The organism is Demequina aestuarii (assembly GCF_000975095.1).
GTDB lineage: Bacteria > Actinomycetota > Actinomycetes > Actinomycetales > Demequinaceae > Demequina > Demequina aestuarii.
Genome location: NZ_BBRD01000001.1, coordinates 992,987 through 1,009,544, shown reverse-complemented (window position 1 = coordinate 1,009,544; position 16,558 = coordinate 992,987). Strand labels below are relative to the sequence as shown.

The window sequence follows — 16,558 nt, the reverse complement described above, 5'->3', positions numbered from 1 at the left end:
GGAATGCGTCGACAGTCTATCGGCGCGCGACGGGCCCCGGACCCGGCAGCGCAGCGCCAGCAGAGATCCGGACGATGCGCCCGGCGGGTTTCTCGAGCGGCGCGCATCATGGGGACCGAGCATGGCTGCGACGCGGCGCTGGGCCGCATCGACCCGCTCCGTATGAACCGTCACGTCGAGCCCGAATGCGCCGGCGTGTGGTCGATCGACCTCCGGAGCGACCGCCCCTTCCACCCCGGCAGGCTGCGGGCGCGCCTGACCGAGCTCGGCGGGCACGAGGCCCGCACTCGCGGCCACTTCTGGGTCCCCACGCGTCCGGCCGATGCGTGTGCGTGGGACGGCGCCGGCCGCCAGGTGAGCGTCGGCCCACTGGGGCCCTGGGGCCGTCACGACTGCGGAACGCGCCTCGTCGCCACGGGTCGTGGCCCCGAGCACGACACCATCGCCGCAGCCTTCCACGACTGCCTGGTGCGCGACGACGAGCGCGGGACAGATTGGCACGCGCACGGCGACGCTCTGGAGGACTGGCTCGGCGCCCCCGAGGCATTTTGACTTCGATTCTCATTAGCAATAGGATGCCTCTCATGAAGATTCGCGCCTCCGTCCTCGCTGCCACCGCCGCGACCGCCTCGCTTGTGCTCGCCGGCTGCTCGACTGCCGAGACGACCACCGACTCATCGGCGGGGGCCCCCGCAGCCGCCGCGGAGGGCGCGGTCCCCATCGCCGCCGCGTTCTACCCCCTTCAGTTCGTCGCCGAGCGCGTGGGGGGTGACCAGGTCTCGGTCCTGCCGCTGACTGCGCCAGGAGTCGAGCCGCACGACCTCGAGCTGTCCCCCGCTGTCGTGCGCGAGATGCAGAACGTCGACCTCGTGCTGTTCCTCAGCGAGTTCCAGCCCGCTGTGGATGACGCCGTGGGCACGACCGGCGTGCGTGCGCTTGACGCGCACCCCATCGTCCAGGAGCACGAGTCGGCCCACGCGGACGAGGACGAGGACCACGCGGACGAGGACGAGGCTCACGCCGACGAGGAGGACTCGCACGAGGGCCACGACCACTCGGCCGGCGACCCCCACTTCTGGCTCGACCCAGCGCTGCTCGCGGAGTACGCGCACGAGGTCTCCGTCGAGCTCTCCGACGTCGACCCCGACAACGCTCAGGAGTACGCGGCGAACGCCGAGGCGCTCGAGACCGAGCTCCTCGCCCTCGACCAGTCGTTCACGGATGGCCTGTCGCAGTGCGAGCGCAGCGACATCTTTGTGAGCCACGAGGCCTTCGGGTACCTCACCGAGCGGCTCGGTCTCGAGCAGCACGGACTGTCCGGCCTGGACCCTGACGCCGAGCCGTCCCCCGCCCGCGTGCGCGAGGTGCGCGACGAGGTGCAGGCCACCGGCGCCACCACTGTCTACTCGGAATCGCTGGTCGACGCCGCCGCCATCGAGGCGCTCGCCGCGGATGCCGGGGTCCAGACCGCGGTGCTCGACCCCGTCGAGGGGGTCACGGGCGACGACGACTACATTGATGTCATGACCCGCAACCTCGACGCCTTGCGAGCCGGGCTTGCCTGCAACTGACCCCGCAGCACCCGCCACGTCCCTCGTGCTGAGCGCGAGGGACGTGCGCGTGTCCTTGGGCGGCACGCGCATCCTCCACGGCGTCTCTCTCGACGCTCACCGGGGTGAGGTCGTCGCGCTCATGGGCGGCAACGGATCGGGCAAGTCGACCTTCGTCCGAGCGCTCGTCGGCGCCGTCACCCCCACCCATGGCGACATCCGACTCTCGGGCCGCCCCCTCACTCCCAGCGGCCGCGCGGGGCTCGGCTATGTGCCGCAGCGCCTCACGGCAGCGGGCGGCGTCTCCGCCACCGTCGCCGAGGTCGTCGCCTCGGGGTTGCTCGGCAACCGACGGCTCCGGGCTCCCCGGCACTCTCGCGCCCGGGTGGCCGAGGCCTTGGACACTCTCGGCATCGGCGATCTCGCCCACCGTGACGTGACGCGGCTGTCGGGCGGTCAGCAGCAGCGTGCGCTGATCGCGCGCGCCCTGGTACGCCGCCCAGACGTCCTCGTGCTCGACGAGCCGATGGCGGGAGTCGACCTGGAGTCCCAGGTGGCATTCGCCCACGCGCTCGGGCACCTCAAGGACGACGGCGCTGCCATCGTCATCGTGCTCCACGAGCTCGGGGCAGTCGCGCGACACATCGACCAAGCGGTGGTCCTCGAGCATGGATGCGTGACGTACGCCGGCGCTCCCCCGGCGGACATGGGCGTCCACGCCCTCCCCGGGCACGATCACGAACACCCGCACGCGGACCTGCCCACCGCCGACCGCACCGGACTCGGATGGGACGGGCCATGATCGCCATGCTTCAGGAGCCGCTCGTGCAGCGCATGCTCATCGTCGCCGTGCTGGTCGGGGCGAGCGCGCCTGTGGTGGGCACCTACCTGGTCCAACGCCGCATGGCGCTCCTCGGCGACGGCATCGGCCACGTCGCCCTGGCGGGAGTCGCCGCTGGGTGGCTCGCGGGATCCGCCGCTGGGCTCGCCCAGCAGGACGCTCTCGCCGTGCCAGGCGCGATCGTCTTCGCCATCGTGGGAGCGGTCGTGATCGAGAGGATGCGAGAGAGCGGCACCGCCGCAGCGGACGTCGTCATGGCGATCCTGTTCTACGGCGGCATCGCACTGGGCGTCCTGCTCATCGGAATCGCAGGCGGCTCGAACGCGAACCTGTTGGGCTACCTGTTCGGATCGATCTCCACCGTGACATGGACGGACGTGGCGGTCACGCTCGCGATGGCGGCCGTCATCCTCGTGCTCGGCATCGGACTGCGCAGCGCACTGTTCGCGGTCACACACGACCAGGAGTTCGCCTACTCCACTGGCCTGCCCGTGAAGGTGCTCAACATGGTCGTGGCCGTGCTGGCGGCCGTCACGATCACGGTGTCCATGCGGGTCGTCGGCGTCCTGCTGGTGTCGGCGCTGATGATCGTCCCCGTGGCGATCGCGCAACTGCTGACGGGGTCCTTCGCTCGCACCATGACGGCGGCGATGGGACTGGGCATGGTGCTGTGCGTCACCGGCGTGAGCATCACTCTCGAGCACGACCTCCAGCCGGGCGCCCTCATTGTCGTGCTGGGCGTCGCGACCTATATCGTGGTGGCAGTCGGCGCCGCACTCGTGCGCCGCCATCGACGCCGAAGCCCCCTTGCGGAGACCAGTTCATGACAGCACAACGCATGACCCGGCAGCGTGCCGCCGTACTCGAGCTGCTCGACACCCACACGGAGTTCCGCTCCGCGCAGGCATGGCACGACACGCTTCGACACGACGGCTCCAGCGTGGGCCTCGCGACGGTCTACCGCACGCTGCAGTCGCTCGCCGAGGCCGGCGACCTGGACACTGTGGTCACCGACTCTGGCGAGACGCTCTACCGCCGCTGCGAGGCAGGCGAGCAGCACCATCACCACCTGCGCTGCCGCGTCTGCGGACGTGCCGAGGACATCGACGTGCCCGAGTTCGAATCGTGGGCCGACCGCATCGCTCGCTCGCATGGCTACTCCCTGATCGACCACACGGTCGAACTCACGGGCGTCTGCACGGAGTGTCACGCTAGCGGCGCGGACGCGCACTGATGCCCGGAGTTCCCGCCTTCATCCTGGCCGGGCCGTGGTGGGGCCTGTTCCTCTTCCTCACGGCAGTCGTGTTCGTCCGCACCCAGGCGACCTACTGGGTCGCGCGATGGGCACGATCAGGCGCCGACGCGGTCGCCGAGCGTGCCGAGTCGCAGGAGAGTCGGCGTGCTCGCCTCGCACAGCGACTCGCGGGCCCCGGCACCGACCGTGCCCGCGCGTTCCTGGAGCGCTGGGGCTTTCTCGGGATCCCGGTATCCTTCCTCACCGTCGGGTTCCAGACGCTCGTCAACGCGTCCGCCGGCTTCGCGCGCATGCGCTTCGACCTCTACACGCTCGCGATGATCCCCGGCTGCGTCGCGTGGGCGACCGTCTACACCGCGATCGGGCTGTCGCTGTGGGAGGCGTGGCTGAGATCGCCCGCCCTGCTGATCGGGGCGCTCGCCGCCGTGGTCGTGGTGGCGTTCGCTCTGAGCCGCTGGCGACGCCGCTCGACCACCCACGACACGCAGGCGACCACGCCCGCTTCCGAGCGCATCGGCCGTTAGGCCGCGCCGAACCGCCTGTTGCGGTGCGCGTAGCTCTCGATCGCCGCCCATAGGTGGGTACGGTCCACGTCAGGCCACAGCACGTCGGAGAACACGTACTCCGCATACGCCGCCTGCCACGGCAGGAAGTTGCTGGATCGCTGTTCCCCGCTCGAGCGCCAGAACAGGTCCACGTCGGGCATGTCGGGCTCGTCGAGGTGCGCCGCGAGCGTCTTCTCCGAGACTCTGGACGGGTCGATCTCCCCCGCCGCGACCTTCATCGCGATCGCCCGCGCCGCATCGGCGATCTCCGCCCTGCCGCCGTAGTTGACGCACATGGTCAACGTGAGCACGTCGTTGCCTGCCGTCATCTCCTCGGCGCGCTCGAGTTCGTCGATCACGGACTTCCACAGGCGCGGCCGCCGCCCGGCCCATCGCACCCGCACCCCCCACTCGGCCATCTGGTCCCGCCTGCGACGGATCACGTCGCGGTTGAAGCCCATCAGGAACTTCACCTCGTCGGGGCTGCGCTTCCAGTTCTCGGTGCTGAACGCATACGCGCTGAGGTGCGTCACGCCGATCTCGACTGCGCCGGCGACCACGTCGAGCAGGGCCGCCTCTCCGCGGGTGTGGCCCTCGGTGCGCGGCAAGCCGCGCTGCTTGGCCCAGCGCCCGTTGCCGTCCATCACGACGGCCACGTGGGCGGGCACGGCCGATGCGGGCAGGTCGGGAGGCGTCGCGCCTCCTGCGTGCGGATACGGCCGGGAGTACGTCACGGTGGCAAGCCTAGCCGGGCCCGTCACCCCCTCTCCCCTCCGGCGCTGGGCGACACCACCGCCCGCGACCATCACACGGCGCGCGCGCGGTCAGGCCCGTCGACCATCCGTCCTGTCGACGTGACTCAGCGAGCGCACCTTCCGCTCCAGGTGGAACTGCGTGTAGGCGGCGATGAGACCGGCAGCGTCGCGTCGCGGCCGGTCGTCCGAGGCATCAGCGGAGAGCCAGTCGCCGCTCAGCAACGCCTCGAGCAGAGAGAACGTCGCGGGCGCGGGGGCGGCAGCCCCCGGCGGCCGACACGCCTCGCACACGGCGCCGCCCCCTGCCACCACAAAGGCGCGGTGCGGTCCCTCGCGGCCGCAGCTCGCGCAGAGGTCGAAGCTCGGCTCGTAGCCGGCAAGCGAGAGAGAGCGCAGCAGGAAGCTGTCGAGCACCATTCCCGGGTCATGCTCGCGTCGACTCAGCGCACCCAGCGCACCGTGGAGCAGGCGGTATTGGTCCCACGCGGGTTCCTTCTCGTGGTCGACCAGCTTGTCCGCAGTCTCCACCATCGCCGTCGCGGCGGTATAGAGCGCGTAGTCCTCCGCGATGCGGCGGGCGTACGGCTCCTTGGTCTCCACCTGGCTCACGATGTCGAGGTTCCGGCCCTCGTAGAGCTGCACGTCCACGAGCATGAAGGGCTCGACGCGCGAGCCGAGCCTGCTCGACGTGCGGCGCACGCCCTTCGCCACCGCTCGCACCTTGCCGTGGCGCTTGGTCAGCAGCGTGATGATGCGGTCGGCCTCGCCCAGCTTGTGGGTGCGGAGCACGATGGCGTCGTCACGGTAGAGGGGCACTCCCCCATTGTCTCTCGCTCGTGCTCTCACCGGCGCGAGCGCGCCTCAGGGCGAGTCGCCGATCACGCGCCCCAGAGACGCCGAGTGGTCCTCAGTCCACCCGAGCGACTCGTAGAAGGCCCGCACCTCCCGGTTGGTCTCTCGGACCTGGAGGTTGACCTTGTGGCACCCGAGCTCTCGGAGCTCGTCAACCGCCCGCGCGACGAGGGCCGTCGCCGCTCCCTCGCGCCGATGCACGGGCGTCACCGCGAGGTGGTAGAGCCAGCCCCGCACGCCGTCGTAGCCGGCCACCAGCGCCCCGATCACCACACTGCCGGCCTCCGCTCCCGCCGCAGCCTCCGAGCAGGACCCGGCCCGCGCATCGGCCGGTGGCTCGCACGCGACCCAGAACAGTTCCGGGTCGCGTGCGAGCTTGCGCGCGATCATGCCGAGTGGCTCGTTGCGCGCGGGATCGTCCGGGAACGACTGGCGCCACAGGGCCGCCACCGCGCCAGCATCGGCCGGGACGAACCGCCTGACGAGGCATGACACGGGGGCGCTACCGCTGTGCGCGGTTGACCGCCGAGATGATGGCCTTGAGCGTCGCGGTGGTGATCGACGGGTCGACTCCCACACCCCACAGGATGTCGTCGCCGATCTGGCATTCCACGTACGCTGCCGCACGGGCGTCGCCACCCCCGGTCATCGCGTGCTCGTGGTAGTCGAGAACCTCGACCTTGATGCCACGGGTGCCGAGGGCCGCGACGAACGCGTCGACCGGGCCGTTGCCTGACCCCTCGATCGTGAGAGTGCGGTCGCCGTCGCGGATATCCGCGGCGAGCGTGTCCGCGCCCTCGTCCGACGAGGTGGTGCGCGTGCCGTGCAGAGCGAGCCGGCCCCACTGGCGCCCCTCGTCTGGCGCGGGCAGGTACTCGTCCTGGAAGATCTGCCAGATGTCCTCGGCGGTCTGCTCGGAACCCGTCGAGTCCGCCGCTACCTGGACCACGCGTGAGAAGTCGATCTGCAACCGGCGGGGCAGGTCGAGATTGCGCTCCGTCTTGAGCAGGTACGCGACGCCGCCCTTGCCGGACTGCGAGTTGACGCGGATCACGGCCTCGTAGGACCGGCCCACGTCGCGCGGGTCGATGGGCAGGTACGGCACGGCCCACGCGAGGTCGTCCACGCCGACGCCTTGGGCATCGGCCTTCGCCTGCATCGACTCGAGGCCCTTCTTGATCGCGTCCTGATGCGAACCCGAGAAGGCCGTGAACACCAGGTCGCCGCCCCACGGGTGGCGCGGGTGGACATCGATCTGGTTGCAGTACTCGACGGTGCGACGGATCTCGTCGATGTCGGAGAAGTCGATCTGCGGGTCGATGCCCTGACTGAACAGGTTCATGCCCAGGGTGACCAGGTCGACGTTGCCGGTGCGCTCACCGTTGCCGAACAGGCAGCCCTCGATGCGGTCGGCGCCGGCCATGTACCCCAGCTCGGCGGCCGCAATGGCCGTGCCGCGGTCGTTGTGCGGGTGCAGGCTCAGCACCACGGCCTCGCGGTAGTCGAGGTGGCGGTTCATCCACTCGATCGAGTCCGCGTAGACGTTAGGCGTCGCCATCTCCACCGTCGCGGGCAGGTTGATGATGACCTTGCGCTCCGGGGTGGGCTTCCACACGTCGAGCACGGCGTTGCAGACCTTCACCGCGTACTCCAGCTCCGTGCCGGTGTACGACTCCGGGCTGTACTCGTAGAAGACCTGGGTGTCGGGAATGGTCTCCTCGAACTTCTGACACAGCATCGCTCCGTGGGTCGCGATGTCGAGGATCTGATCCTCATCCGCGCGGAAGACGACCTCGCGCTGCACGATGGACGTCGAGTTGTACAAGTGCACGATCGCGTTCTTCGCTCCCTCGAGCGACTGGTACGTGCGTTCGATGAGGTGCTCGCGGGCCTGCGTCAGCACCTGGATGGTGACGTCGTCGGGAATGCGCTCGCCCTCGATCAGCGCACGCACGAAGTCGAAATCGGTCTGGCTCGCCGAGGGGAAGCCCACCTCGATCTCCTTGTACCCCATGCGCACCAAGAGGTCGAACATGCGCATCTTGCGCTCGATGTTCATGGGCTCGATGAGCGCCTGGTTGCCATCGCGCAGGTCCACGGCGCACCAGCGCGGGGCCTTCTCGATGCGCTTGTCGGGCCACGTGCGGTCCGGCAGGTCCACCGTGATCTGCTCGTGGAACGGGCGGTACTTCTGGATGGGCATCGCTGAGGGCGTCTGATCGCCCGAGGTGTAGTGATCGCTCATGTGTGGAGTCCTTCGTCGGGGTCTGGGCTGAAGAGTCAGCCGGCGCGACAACCTCCGCGACGAGGAGCCGGCCTGGTGCTAGGCCTCGTCGCGGCGACGAAGAAGAAGCGAGCGTGCGCGCATGCGTTCACCATAGCGGACGGTCGATGCGCGGGTCACGTCGCCCTCAGAAGCCCATGCGGCCCAGCTGCTTGGGGTCGCGCTGCCACTCCTTGGCGACCTTGACGTGCAGGTCCAGGTAGACGCGCCGGCCGAGCAGTCGCTCGATGCCCGCGCGGGCGGTCGCGCCCACGTCCCGCAGCCGTTCGCCCTTGTGGCCGATGATGATGCCCTTCTGCGAGTCGCGCTCGACGAACAGCTGGGCGCGAATCTCGAGAACGTCCTTCGAGGCCTCCGGGGAGTCGGGCTCGACCATCTCCTCGATCATGACCGCGATCGAGTGCGGCAGCTCGTCGTGCACGCCCTCGAGCGCGGCCTCGCGGATGAGCTCGGCGACGCGCACGTCCTCGGGCTCGTCCGTGATCTCGCCGTCGATGTACAGCGGCGGTCCCTTCGGCAGGTACTTGATGAGCAGGTCCGCGAGCACGTCCACCTGGATGTCCTCGACCGAGCTCACCGGAATCACCTCGGCCCAGTCCGCGAGCTCGGAGACGGCCATGAGGTGCTCGGCCACGCGCGGCTTGGGCACCGCGTCGATCTTGGTGACGATCGCGACGACAGGAGCGCGCGCCTCGCTCAGCTCGCGCGCGATCCACTTGTCGCCAGGTCCGATCTTCTCGTCTGCCGGCAGACAGAAGCCGATGACGTCGACCTCGTTGAACGTCTCGCGCACCACGTCGTTGAGCCGCTCTCCCAGCAGGGTGCGCGGGCGGTGCAGCCCGGGCGTGTCCACGAGAATCAGCTGCGCGTCCTCGCGAGTGAGAACACCGCGGATCGCACGCCTCGTGGTCTGCGGTCGCGAGGACATGATCGCGACCTTCTCCCCCACCAGCGCGTTGGTGAGCGTCGACTTGCCGACGTTGGGGCGGCCGACGAAGCACGCGAAGCCGCTGCGGTGCTCGGATGCGGTGGTGGCGTCGTCTCCCATCTCAGGCACGTCCCGCCAGGAAGGTGAGCAGCAGGCGTCGCTGGAGCGCGAACATCTCCTTCTCCTCGTCCGGCTCGGCGTGGTCGTAGCCCAGCAGGTGCAGGATTCCGTGCGTGGTGAGCAGGAGCATCTCCTCTTCGGGGGTGTGGCCCGCGGTCGCCGCCTGGCGGGTGGCGACCGTGGGACACACGACGATGTCGCCCAGCAGCCCTGGCGGGGTGGGCGCATCAGCCGTGCCTGGACGCAGCTCGTCCATGGGGAAGCTGAGCACATCGGTGGGGCCGGGCTCGTCCATCCACTGCAGGTGGAGCTGCTCCATCGCGGCCTCGTCGACGAAGAGGATCGCGAGCTCTGCGCCGTCGGCGACGTGCATCTCCTGCAGGACGTAGGTGGCGAGCTCTGCGAACTCCACCTCGTCGACGGAGACATCCGTCTCGTTGTTGACATCGATCATGAAGAACTCCCTTGGTGACCCAGACGCCGACGCTGACCGCCGCCGCGGGGGACGGTGCGCTCGTCCAGCTTCGCGTACGCAGTGATGATGTCGCTGACCAGGCGATGGCGCACCACGTCGTCGGCATTGAGCTCGCAGAACGCGATGTCGTCGATGCCCTCGAGGATCTCCCGCGAGGCGCGCAGCCCCGACTGGGTGCCGCCCGGCAAGTCGACCTGCGTCACGTCGCCGGTCACCACCATCGTCGAGCCGAACCCCAGGCGGGTGAGGAACATCTTCATCTGCTCGCGCGTGGTGTTCTGGGCCTCGTCCAGGATCACGAAGGCGTCGTTCAACGTTCGGCCGCGCATGTACGCCAGCGGCGCCACCTCGATGGTGCCAGCCTCCATGAGCCGCGGGATCGAGTCGGGATCCACCATGTCGTGCAGCGCGTCGTACAGGGGACGCAGGTACGGGTCGATCTTCTCGTTGAGGCCACCGGGCAGGAACCCAAGCCGCTCCCCCGCCTCGACGGCCGGCCGCGTGAGGACGATGCGGTTGACCTTCTTGGCCTGGAGAGCGGCGACGGCCTGAGCCATCGCGAGGTACGTCTTTCCCGTGCCCGCGGGGCCGATGCCGAACGTCACCGTGTGGTTCTCGATGGCCTGGACGTACTCGGCCTGGCCATGGGTCTTGGGTCGAATGGTGCGCCCACGGGTCGACAGCACCGAGCGCGCGAGCACCTCGACTGGCCGTGACGCCGGAGGGGCGGCGGCATCGCCCGCGTGTGCCGCCGCGGCGGCGACGCCTCGGGTGGCGCTGAGAATGCGCATGGACTCGCGCGCGACGTCCGCCGTCAGGGGCACCCCCGCGGCGAGCACCGATCGCAGTTCTTCGATGGCCGTCGCCGCGGCGGCGACGTCCGCGTCCGGTCCCGTCAGGGTGATCTCGTTGCCGCGCACATGGACGTCGACCGTGCCGAACCCACGCTCGATCTCCTTCATCACGCCGTCGCCGCTGCCCATCAGCGCGGTCATCTCGGCGGAGTCGTCGATCACGATCACGCGAGCGCCGCTCACGCGGGGTTCCATCCGAGCTCGCCGCCGCCGATCACGTGGCCGTGCACGTGGAACACGCTCTGGCCCGCGCGCGCGCCAGTGTTGAAGATCCACCGGAACTGGCCGCCGCACTCGGCGTCGGCGACCCGCTGGGCGACCTCCGCCATCTCGGCGAGCACCTCAGGAATCTCGCGAGCCGCGGCAGCCACGTTCGCCACATGGGTGCGAGGCACCACCAGCACGTGCACCGGCGCCTTGGGCGCGATGTCGCGGAAGGCCACCACGCGCTCGGTCTCGAGCACCATGTCGCCGGGAATGTCACCGGCGATGATGGTGCAGAACAGGCAGTCGTCACTCATACGGCTAGCGTAGGCCCCCGCCGGTGGCGGCGTCAGCCGCGCCGGGCGCGGTCCAGTGCCCTCGTGCCACCGCGAGTGCTGCCATCGCGGCCGGGCCGGCGGTCGAGGCGCGCAGCACATGGGGCCCGAGCACCACTGCCTCGGCTCCCGCGTCGGTGAGAGCGGCACGCTCGTCGTCGGAGATGCCGCCCTCTGGCCCCACGACCACCCACACCGGAGTGGTCGAACCGACCCACGCGAGGGTCGCGAGGCCGGTGGTCGCCGATTCGTGAAGCACGAGCACCCGCTCCCCCCGGGCGACGGCCTCGCGCACGAGCCGGGCGAGCTCAGCGGACGAGACCTGCGGGTCCACCGGGGCGACGAGGGCACGCCGCGACTGCTTGGTGGCGGTGACCACGAGCGACTGCCACTTCGCCCGTGCCTTCTGCGCCTTGTCGCCCCGCCACTGGACGATGCTTCTGGACGCGGCCCACGGGACGATGCGGGTGGCACCCAGCTCGATCGCGGCCTCGACCGCCTGTTCGTCGCGGCCTCCCTTGGCGAGCGCCTGGACCAGCACCACGGCAGGGTCGTCATCGCGGGAGACCGACTCCACGCGGACACTCATGCGGTCTGGGCTCGCCTCCGCGATCACGCCGCGGGCGCGCCATCCTGCACCGTCGACCACGTCGACGGCCTCGCCCGGGCCTCGACGCTGGACCGTCACCGCGTGCCGCGCCTCGTCACCGGTGACCGCGATCACGTCGCCGGGGCGCGCATCGGCCGCAGCGTCGCTGAGGAAGACCGGTGCGCTCATGGCGGCGTCAGCGAGGCTTGAACGCGTCGCGCAGCCGTGAGAACACGCCGCCGCCGATCGGGGCGAGCGTGGCCTCCGGCATCTCCTCGCCGCGCAGTTCGGCGAGGCGACGCATCAGCTCGCGCTGCTCGTCGTCCAGGTCCTCTGGCGTCTGGATGTCGAGGTGCACGAACAGGTCTCCCCGGCTGCCGCGCTGAAGGCGGCCGACGCCGAGGCCACGCAGCCGCACGGTCGAGCCTGCATGCGTGCCCGGCCTGACGTCGATCTGCTGCTCGCCATCGAAGGTGTCGACGCCCATGGTGGCGCCGAGCGCCGCAGCGGTCATCGGCACCTCGACGGTGCAGTGAAGGTCGTCGCCGCGCCGCTCGAAGGTGGGGTGCTGCTTCTCGCGGATCTCGATGTACAGGTCGCCCTTGGAGCCGCCACCCGTGCCCGCGTCGCCGCGGTTCGGAAGGCGGATCCGGGTGCCGGTCTCGACGCCCGCCGGGATGTCGACGGAGATGGTGTGACGAGAGTGCGTGCGCCCTTGGCCGGAGCAGTCCGCGCAGGGCTGACGAATGATCGTGCCGTAGCCGCCGCAGCCGGGGCACGGCGACGTCGTCATGACGGGTCCGAGCAGCGACCGCGCGGTGCGCTGGATCATGCCCGCGCCGTTGCACTGCCGGCAGGTCTCGGGCGAGGTTCCCGGTGCGCAGCACGTACCCTGGCACGTCTCGCACTTGTCGGCGAGGTCGACCTGCACCTCGCGCGTGACACCGAACACGGCCTCCTCGAGGGTGACGGTGGTCTGCACCAAGGTGTCCCCGCCGCGCTGCGTGCGTGACGCCGGGCCACGCTGCTGCGCTCCCCCGAACGGTCCGCCGGAGCCGCCGAAGAACTGCTCGAAGATGTCCTCGAACCCGTAGCCCTGCGGGCCGCCCTGGCTGCCCGAGGCGGAGCGAGGGTCGACGCCGCGGTCGTACTGCGCGCGCTTGTCCGCATTGCCGAGGACCTCGTACGCGGCCGCCACGTTCTTGAAGTGGTCGCCCGCATCGGGGCCCGCCACATCGGGGTGGTGCTCGCGCGCGAGTTTGCGGTAGGCCTTCTTGATGTCTGCCTCGGAGGCGTCTCGCGAGACGCCCAGGGTGGCGTAGTAGTCCTTCACTCGTTCTCCACGACTCTTGAGAGGTAACGGGCGACGGCTCGCACGGCGGCCATCGTCCCTGGGTAGTCCATTCGGGTGGGGCCAAGCGCACCGAGCAGAGACGTTGCGTCCCCGCCCGGTCCGTAGCCCGCGGCGACGATCGACGTGCGTGCCAACGCCTCGTTCTTGGTCTCGGCGCCGATGCGCACGGCGATGTCTTGGCCGTCAGCGGCCATCTCGTGCAACAGCCGGAGCAGCACTACTTGTTCCTCGAGCGCGTCGAGCACCGAGCCGATCGCGTCCGACTCGAAGCCTGCGCCCGCACGTGCCAGGTTAGCCGCGCCCGCGAAGACCACGCGCTCCACGGTGCCGCCGCGCGCCGCGGTGACCACCGCGTCGGCGACCGCGCGCGCCCATGCGACCTGCGACGGGCGGGCGACCCAGCCGTCGAGCGACCGCTGGAGCGCCGCCGGGGTATGCCCCACGGAGCCCTCGTTGATCTCGCGAGCCACGCGCTCGAACTCCTCGTCAGGAGTCTCGCCGCCAAGCGAGATGGTGGACTGCTCGACCCTGGCGTCGGCCGAGACCACGACCACCAGTGCGCGATCCGTGCCCATTCTCACCAACTCGACCCTGCGAACCGCGGATTCGCGCAGACTGGGGTACTGCACCACGGCCACCTGACGCGTGAGCTGGCTCAGCAGGCGGACCGACCGCTCCACGACGTCGTTGAGGTCGACGGCGTCGGACAGGAACGTCTGGATGGCCCGCTTGTGCGGGTCCTGCAGCGCCGATGCGGCGAGGTGGTCGACGAACGAGCGGTAGCCGGCGTCGGTGGGGATGCGTCCTGCGCTCGTGTGAGGCTGGGCGATGAGCCCGTCCTCCTCGAGCGCGGCCATGTCGTTGCGGATCGTCGCCGAGGACACACCGAGCACGGACGACGCCGCCAGCGCCCTCGAGCCCACGGGCTCGGAGGTGGACACATAGCCCTCGACGATGGCGTGCAGCACGGCGCGCCTGCGTTCCTCGCTCACTGACGACACCTCCCCTGGGGACCCGTTCGTGTTGGCACTCGAATGGTTCGAGTGCTAATTCTAACGCGGACCGCGGGGCGGTAGCGTGGGCCCATGAGGGAGCCCGCAGACGACGACGTGACAGCCGGCCGCGACATCACCCTCGCGAGCGTCGCACACCTCGGGGCGATGGCGGGGCCGCTCGTGCCGTGGATGGTCTACCTCTCGAAGCGCAAGAGCGACCCGTGGGCCGCGCGTGAAGCCGCCACTGCGACAGATTTCGGCTTCCTGGTACTTGCAGGGTTCGTGGTCGCCACGCTCGTCAGGGAACTCGTGCCTTTGGTGGGGTTTCTCGGTACATTGGCCCAGTTGGTGATCCTCATCGTCGCGGTCGCGCTGTGCCTCCAGGCATTCCGCTCCGTGCGTCGAGGGCATCCAGCGACGTACCCCTACGAGATCAAAGTGGTGAGACACGCATGACTGACAGCACGACTCCCCCGCCCCCCGAGCAGCCCGCCACCGGCGGACAGCCGCAGGGCCAGAACCCGTACACGATGGCCACGCTCGCTCACGCGACGGTCTTCACCGGCTTCCTCGGTCCGCTGATCTTCTGGCTCATCGGCAAGGACCAGAGCCCGTTCGCCGACGAGGAGGGCAAGAAGGCGCTGAACTTCGGCATCCTCATCTCGATCGCGTACATCATCTCGGTCATCCCGTTCATCGGATGGCTCATCTGGATCGCCGCGATCATCGCCGCGCTGGTGTTCGGCATCCAGGGCGCCATGGCCGCGAACAGCGGGAAGCCGTACAAGTACCCGTTCACGCTCCCGATCGTGAAGTAGTCCTCAGGGGTCTACCCCGACGGAATTCAGGGCCCGTCATCGGTCGCCAGACCGATGACGGGCCCTCGTCGTCTCTGCCACGCTGGTCACATGAGCGAGAACACACCCCCCAGCACCCCCACACCGCCCAGCGCGCCCGACCCCTACGGGCAGCCTCCCGCCGGCTACTCTCCGCAGCCCTTCGCACCCACCGTCGTCCCGATGCTCGAGTCAGAGGCTCGCACCTGGGCGATGCTGGTCCACATCATCGCCGCCGCCGCGATCGTCCTCAGCGCTGGCACCCTCGCGTTCGTCGCGCCCCTCGTGGTGTGGCTGCTGTATCGCGAGCGCAGCGCGCTCGTGGATTACCACGGCAAGCAGAACCTGAACCTGCAGCTCACGCTGCTCGTGGTCGGCGTCTCGGCCATCGTGATCGGGCTGGTGACGTTCGGAGTCGCATTCCTCATCACGCTGCCCGCACTCTTCGCCTACGGGGTCTACGCGCTGGTCATCTCGATCATCGCGGGCGTCAAGGCGAATGCCGGCGAGTACTACCCGATCGGCTTCACCATCCGCTTCATCCGCTGACCCTGATCTGCAGTGCGTGCGCTCAGGTGAGCGCGCGCACCGCGGCATCGGCAAGCAGCCGGCCCCGCAGGGTCAGCAGCAGAGTGCCGGCGATGGCGGCCCTGCCGTCGAGCAGCCCATCAGCGACGAGAGCGGCGACGGCCTGAGCGCGCGGCTCGGGGAGATCCCCGATGGGCATTCCCTGCGCGAGTCTCACCCTGAGCATCACCGACTCGAGAGCGAGATCCGCGGGGCTGAGCGGCTCGCGCTCGGCCTCGGGGCTTTGTCCTGCGTGCAGACGCTGGGCGTACACGCGCGGGAGCTTGACGTTCCACCAGCGCTCGGCGGGCGCCTCGGCGCCCGCCGGGCCGATGCGGGGGCCAAGGTAGCTGTGGGCCCCCGGCCCGATCCCCCACCAGTCCTGACTGGTCCAGTACGCAATGTTGTGGCGGCACGCATCGGCCGGCGTCCGTGACCAGTTGGAGACCTCGTACCAGCCGTATCCGGCCTGGGCCAGGCGCGCATCGGCCGCCTCGTACATGTCCGCCTGGGTATCGAGGTCCACCGCGTGGATCTCACCCCGGCGCAGCTGCGTGCCCATCCGGGTGCCGGGTTCGATCACGAGCGCATAGGCGCTGACGTGGTCGGGCTCGAGCGCGATCGCGGCGTCGAGGCTCGCGTGCCAGTCCGCGATCGACTCGCCAGGGGTGCCGTAGATGAGGTCGAGGCTCGTCGCGAGACCGGCCTCCTTGGCCCACGTCACGGCACGCTCGACGTTCTCCGGCCGGTGGGTACGGTCCAGCGTCGCCAGGACGTGCGGCACCGCTGACTGCATCCCGAACGACACCCGCGTGAAGCCGGCCGATGCGAGTGCCGCCAATGACTCGCGCGTCACCGAGTCCGGGTTGGCTTCTGTCGTGACCTCCGCGTCCGCGGACAGCCCCCACGTCTGTCGCACTCCGTCGAGCAGCGCGGCCAGCGCCTGCGCGTCGAGCATGGTCGGGGTGCCGCCGCCCACGAAGACGGTGCGTGCGGGGCGCTCATCGCCCGCCATCGCGTGGCGTGCGTGGGCCATCTCGGCGAGCGCCGCACCCACGTAATCGTCCCGTGAGGAGAACTCGCTCTCCCCTGGCGCGTACGTGTTGAAGTCGCAATAGCCGCACCGCACCGCGCAGAACGGCACGTGAATATACACGCCGAAGTCGCGCCCGACGCCCTCGCGCGGCGGCGTGAACGGGGCGGACGGGGCGTCGCCCAC

General features: G+C 69.9%; 21 protein-coding genes. 9 read left to right on the top strand and 12 right to left on the bottom strand.

Annotation, left to right across the window (positions count from 1 at the left end; all coding sequences use genetic code 11):
* Positions 1-108: 108 nt before the first annotated feature.
* The 6 genes from AOP72_RS04760 to AOP72_RS04735 are packed head-to-tail and all read left to right on the top strand — an operon-like array spanning position 109 to position 4,170.
* Entirely contained in the window at positions 109-552 is a 444-nt protein-coding gene (locus tag AOP72_RS04760) for a GTP-binding protein (protein ID WP_062133135.1), read from the top strand.
* Positions 553-584: 32 nt separating this feature from the next.
* Positions 585-1,571, top strand: a complete 987-nt coding sequence (locus tag AOP72_RS04755; RefSeq protein ID WP_238581608.1) for a metal ABC transporter substrate-binding protein — start codon at positions 585-587, stop codon at positions 1,569-1,571.
* Positions 1,558-2,352, top strand: a complete 795-nt coding sequence (locus tag AOP72_RS04750; protein WP_062133129.1) for a metal ABC transporter ATP-binding protein — start codon at positions 1,558-1,560, stop codon at positions 2,350-2,352. Before AOP72_RS04755 ends, AOP72_RS04750 begins: the two co-directional genes overlap by 14 nt.
* A complete protein-coding gene (locus tag AOP72_RS04745; RefSeq protein ID WP_084631865.1) occupies positions 2,349-3,218 on the top strand; it encodes a metal ABC transporter permease in 870 nt (289 codons plus the stop codon). The genes AOP72_RS04750 and AOP72_RS04745 overlap by 4 nt, the downstream gene beginning before the upstream one ends.
* A complete protein-coding gene (locus AOP72_RS04740; RefSeq protein ID WP_062133122.1) occupies positions 3,215-3,625 on the top strand; it encodes a Fur family transcriptional regulator in 411 nt (136 codons plus the stop codon). The genes AOP72_RS04745 and AOP72_RS04740 overlap by 4 nt, the downstream gene beginning before the upstream one ends.
* Positions 3,625-4,170 carry a DedA family protein gene (locus tag AOP72_RS04735; RefSeq protein ID WP_062133119.1) on the top strand — a complete coding sequence of 182 codons (546 nt, stop codon included), beginning with the start codon at positions 3,625-3,627 and terminating at the stop codon, positions 4,168-4,170. Before AOP72_RS04740 ends, AOP72_RS04735 begins: the two co-directional genes overlap by 1 nt.
* On the opposite strand, the gene AOP72_RS04730 is transcribed toward AOP72_RS04735, so the two are convergent.
* The 11 genes from AOP72_RS04730 to hrcA form a co-directional block, all read right to left on the bottom strand.
* The gene (locus tag AOP72_RS04730) at positions 4,167-4,925 is read right to left on the bottom strand and encodes an isoprenyl transferase (protein WP_062133115.1); all 759 of its coding nucleotides are present in this window, start codon (positions 4,923-4,925) and stop codon (positions 4,167-4,169) included. The two genes, AOP72_RS04735 and AOP72_RS04730, sit on opposite strands and share 4 nt — an antisense overlap.
* 90 nt (positions 4,926-5,015) lie before the next feature.
* The gene (gene recO, locus AOP72_RS04725) at positions 5,016-5,762 is read right to left on the bottom strand and encodes a DNA repair protein RecO (RefSeq protein WP_062133113.1); all 747 of its coding nucleotides are present in this window, start codon (positions 5,760-5,762) and stop codon (positions 5,016-5,018) included.
* A 45-nt stretch (positions 5,763-5,807) separates the two neighbouring features.
* Complete coding sequence (locus tag AOP72_RS04720) at positions 5,808-6,248, bottom strand: GNAT family N-acetyltransferase (RefSeq protein WP_062133110.1); 441 nt, start codon at positions 6,246-6,248, stop codon at positions 5,808-5,810.
* Positions 6,249-6,300: 52 nt separating this feature from the next.
* Entirely contained in the window at positions 6,301-8,043 is a 1,743-nt protein-coding gene (gene leuA / locus AOP72_RS04715) for a 2-isopropylmalate synthase (RefSeq protein ID WP_062133106.1), read from the bottom strand.
* A 166-nt stretch (positions 8,044-8,209) separates the two neighbouring features.
* A complete protein-coding gene (gene era / locus AOP72_RS04710) occupies positions 8,210-9,130 on the bottom strand; it encodes a GTPase Era (RefSeq protein ID WP_062133104.1) in 921 nt (306 codons plus the stop codon).
* Position 9,131: 1 nt separating this feature from the next.
* Complete coding sequence (gene ybeY, locus AOP72_RS04705) at positions 9,132-9,584, bottom strand: rRNA maturation RNase YbeY (RefSeq protein WP_062133101.1); 453 nt, start codon at positions 9,582-9,584, stop codon at positions 9,132-9,134.
* The gene (locus AOP72_RS04700; protein ID WP_084631282.1) at positions 9,581-10,654 is read right to left on the bottom strand and encodes a PhoH family protein; all 1,074 of its coding nucleotides are present in this window, start codon (positions 10,652-10,654) and stop codon (positions 9,581-9,583) included. Before AOP72_RS04700 ends, ybeY begins: the two co-directional genes overlap by 4 nt.
* Positions 10,639-10,980, bottom strand: a complete 342-nt coding sequence (locus tag AOP72_RS04695) for a histidine triad nucleotide-binding protein (RefSeq protein ID WP_062136854.1) — start codon at positions 10,978-10,980, stop codon at positions 10,639-10,641. Before AOP72_RS04695 ends, AOP72_RS04700 begins: the two co-directional genes overlap by 16 nt.
* A 4-nt stretch (positions 10,981-10,984) precedes the next feature.
* On the bottom strand, positions 10,985-11,776 hold the full coding sequence (locus tag AOP72_RS04690) for a 16S rRNA (uracil(1498)-N(3))-methyltransferase (protein ID WP_062133098.1): 792 nt from the start codon (positions 11,774-11,776) through the stop codon (positions 10,985-10,987).
* A gap of 7 nt (positions 11,777-11,783) precedes the next feature.
* A complete protein-coding gene (dnaJ, locus tag AOP72_RS04685; RefSeq protein WP_062133095.1) occupies positions 11,784-12,920 on the bottom strand; it encodes a molecular chaperone DnaJ in 1,137 nt (378 codons plus the stop codon).
* Positions 12,917-13,933, bottom strand: a complete 1,017-nt coding sequence (gene hrcA / locus AOP72_RS04680; protein ID WP_062136851.1) for a heat-inducible transcriptional repressor HrcA — start codon at positions 13,931-13,933, stop codon at positions 12,917-12,919. The genes dnaJ and hrcA overlap by 4 nt, the downstream gene beginning before the upstream one ends.
* Positions 13,934-14,026: 93 nt before the next feature.
* Here hrcA and AOP72_RS04675 point away from each other — a divergent pair, with 93 nt between their 5' ends.
* From AOP72_RS04675 to AOP72_RS04665, 3 genes are all read left to right on the top strand, one after another.
* Complete coding sequence (locus tag AOP72_RS04675) at positions 14,027-14,392, top strand: magnetosome magnetite crystal formation protein family (RefSeq protein WP_062133092.1); 366 nt, start codon at positions 14,027-14,029, stop codon at positions 14,390-14,392.
* Positions 14,389-14,754 (top strand): DUF4870 domain-containing protein, encoded by a 366-nt coding sequence (locus tag AOP72_RS04670; RefSeq protein WP_062133089.1) that lies wholly within the window; start codon positions 14,389-14,391, stop codon positions 14,752-14,754. Before AOP72_RS04675 ends, AOP72_RS04670 begins: the two co-directional genes overlap by 4 nt.
* A 90-nt stretch (positions 14,755-14,844) precedes the next feature.
* Entirely contained in the window at positions 14,845-15,321 is a 477-nt protein-coding gene (locus tag AOP72_RS04665) for a DUF4870 domain-containing protein (RefSeq protein ID WP_062133086.1), read from the top strand.
* Between the two features lie 22 nt (positions 15,322-15,343).
* On the opposite strand, the gene hemW is transcribed toward AOP72_RS04665, so the two are convergent.
* The gene (gene hemW / locus AOP72_RS04660; protein WP_062133072.1) at positions 15,344-16,558 is read right to left on the bottom strand and encodes a radical SAM family heme chaperone HemW; all 1,215 of its coding nucleotides are present in this window, start codon (positions 16,556-16,558) and stop codon (positions 15,344-15,346) included.

Bases quoted from the DNA above. Each gene is read 5' to 3' on its own strand.
- AOP72_RS04665 (WP_062133086.1), top strand. From the start codon at position 14,845: ATGAGCGAGAACACACCCCCCAGCACCCCCACACCGCCCAGCGCGCCC.
- AOP72_RS04740 (WP_062133122.1), top strand. From the start codon at position 3,215: ATGACAGCACAACGCATGACCCGGCAGCGTGCCGCCGTACTCGAGCTG.
- leuA (WP_062133106.1), bottom strand. From the start codon at position 8,043: ATGAGCGATCACTACACCTCGGGCGATCAGACGCCCTCAGCGATGCCC.
- AOP72_RS04745 (WP_084631865.1), top strand. From the start codon at position 2,349: ATGATCGCCATGCTTCAGGAGCCGCTCGTGCAGCGCATGCTCATCGTC.
- AOP72_RS04695 (WP_062136854.1), bottom strand. From the start codon at position 10,980: ATGAGTGACGACTGCCTGTTCTGCACCATCATCGCCGGTGACATTCCC.
- AOP72_RS04735 (WP_062133119.1), top strand. From the start codon at position 3,625: ATGCCCGGAGTTCCCGCCTTCATCCTGGCCGGGCCGTGGTGGGGCCTG.
- AOP72_RS04675 (WP_062133092.1), top strand. From the start codon at position 14,027: ATGAGGGAGCCCGCAGACGACGACGTGACAGCCGGCCGCGACATCACC.
- AOP72_RS04670 (WP_062133089.1), top strand. From the start codon at position 14,389: ATGACTGACAGCACGACTCCCCCGCCCCCCGAGCAGCCCGCCACCGGC.
- AOP72_RS04760 (WP_062133135.1), top strand. From the start codon at position 109: ATGGGGACCGAGCATGGCTGCGACGCGGCGCTGGGCCGCATCGACCCG.
- ybeY (WP_062133101.1), bottom strand. From the start codon at position 9,584: ATGATCGATGTCAACAACGAGACGGATGTCTCCGTCGACGAGGTGGAG.
- era (WP_062133104.1), bottom strand. From the start codon at position 9,130: ATGGGAGACGACGCCACCACCGCATCCGAGCACCGCAGCGGCTTCGCG.
- AOP72_RS04690 (WP_062133098.1), bottom strand. From the start codon at position 11,776: ATGAGCGCACCGGTCTTCCTCAGCGACGCTGCGGCCGATGCGCGCCCC.
- AOP72_RS04755 (WP_238581608.1), top strand. From the start codon at position 585: ATGAAGATTCGCGCCTCCGTCCTCGCTGCCACCGCCGCGACCGCCTCG.
- AOP72_RS04700 (WP_084631282.1), bottom strand. From the start codon at position 10,654: ATGGAACCCCGCGTGAGCGGCGCTCGCGTGATCGTGATCGACGACTCC.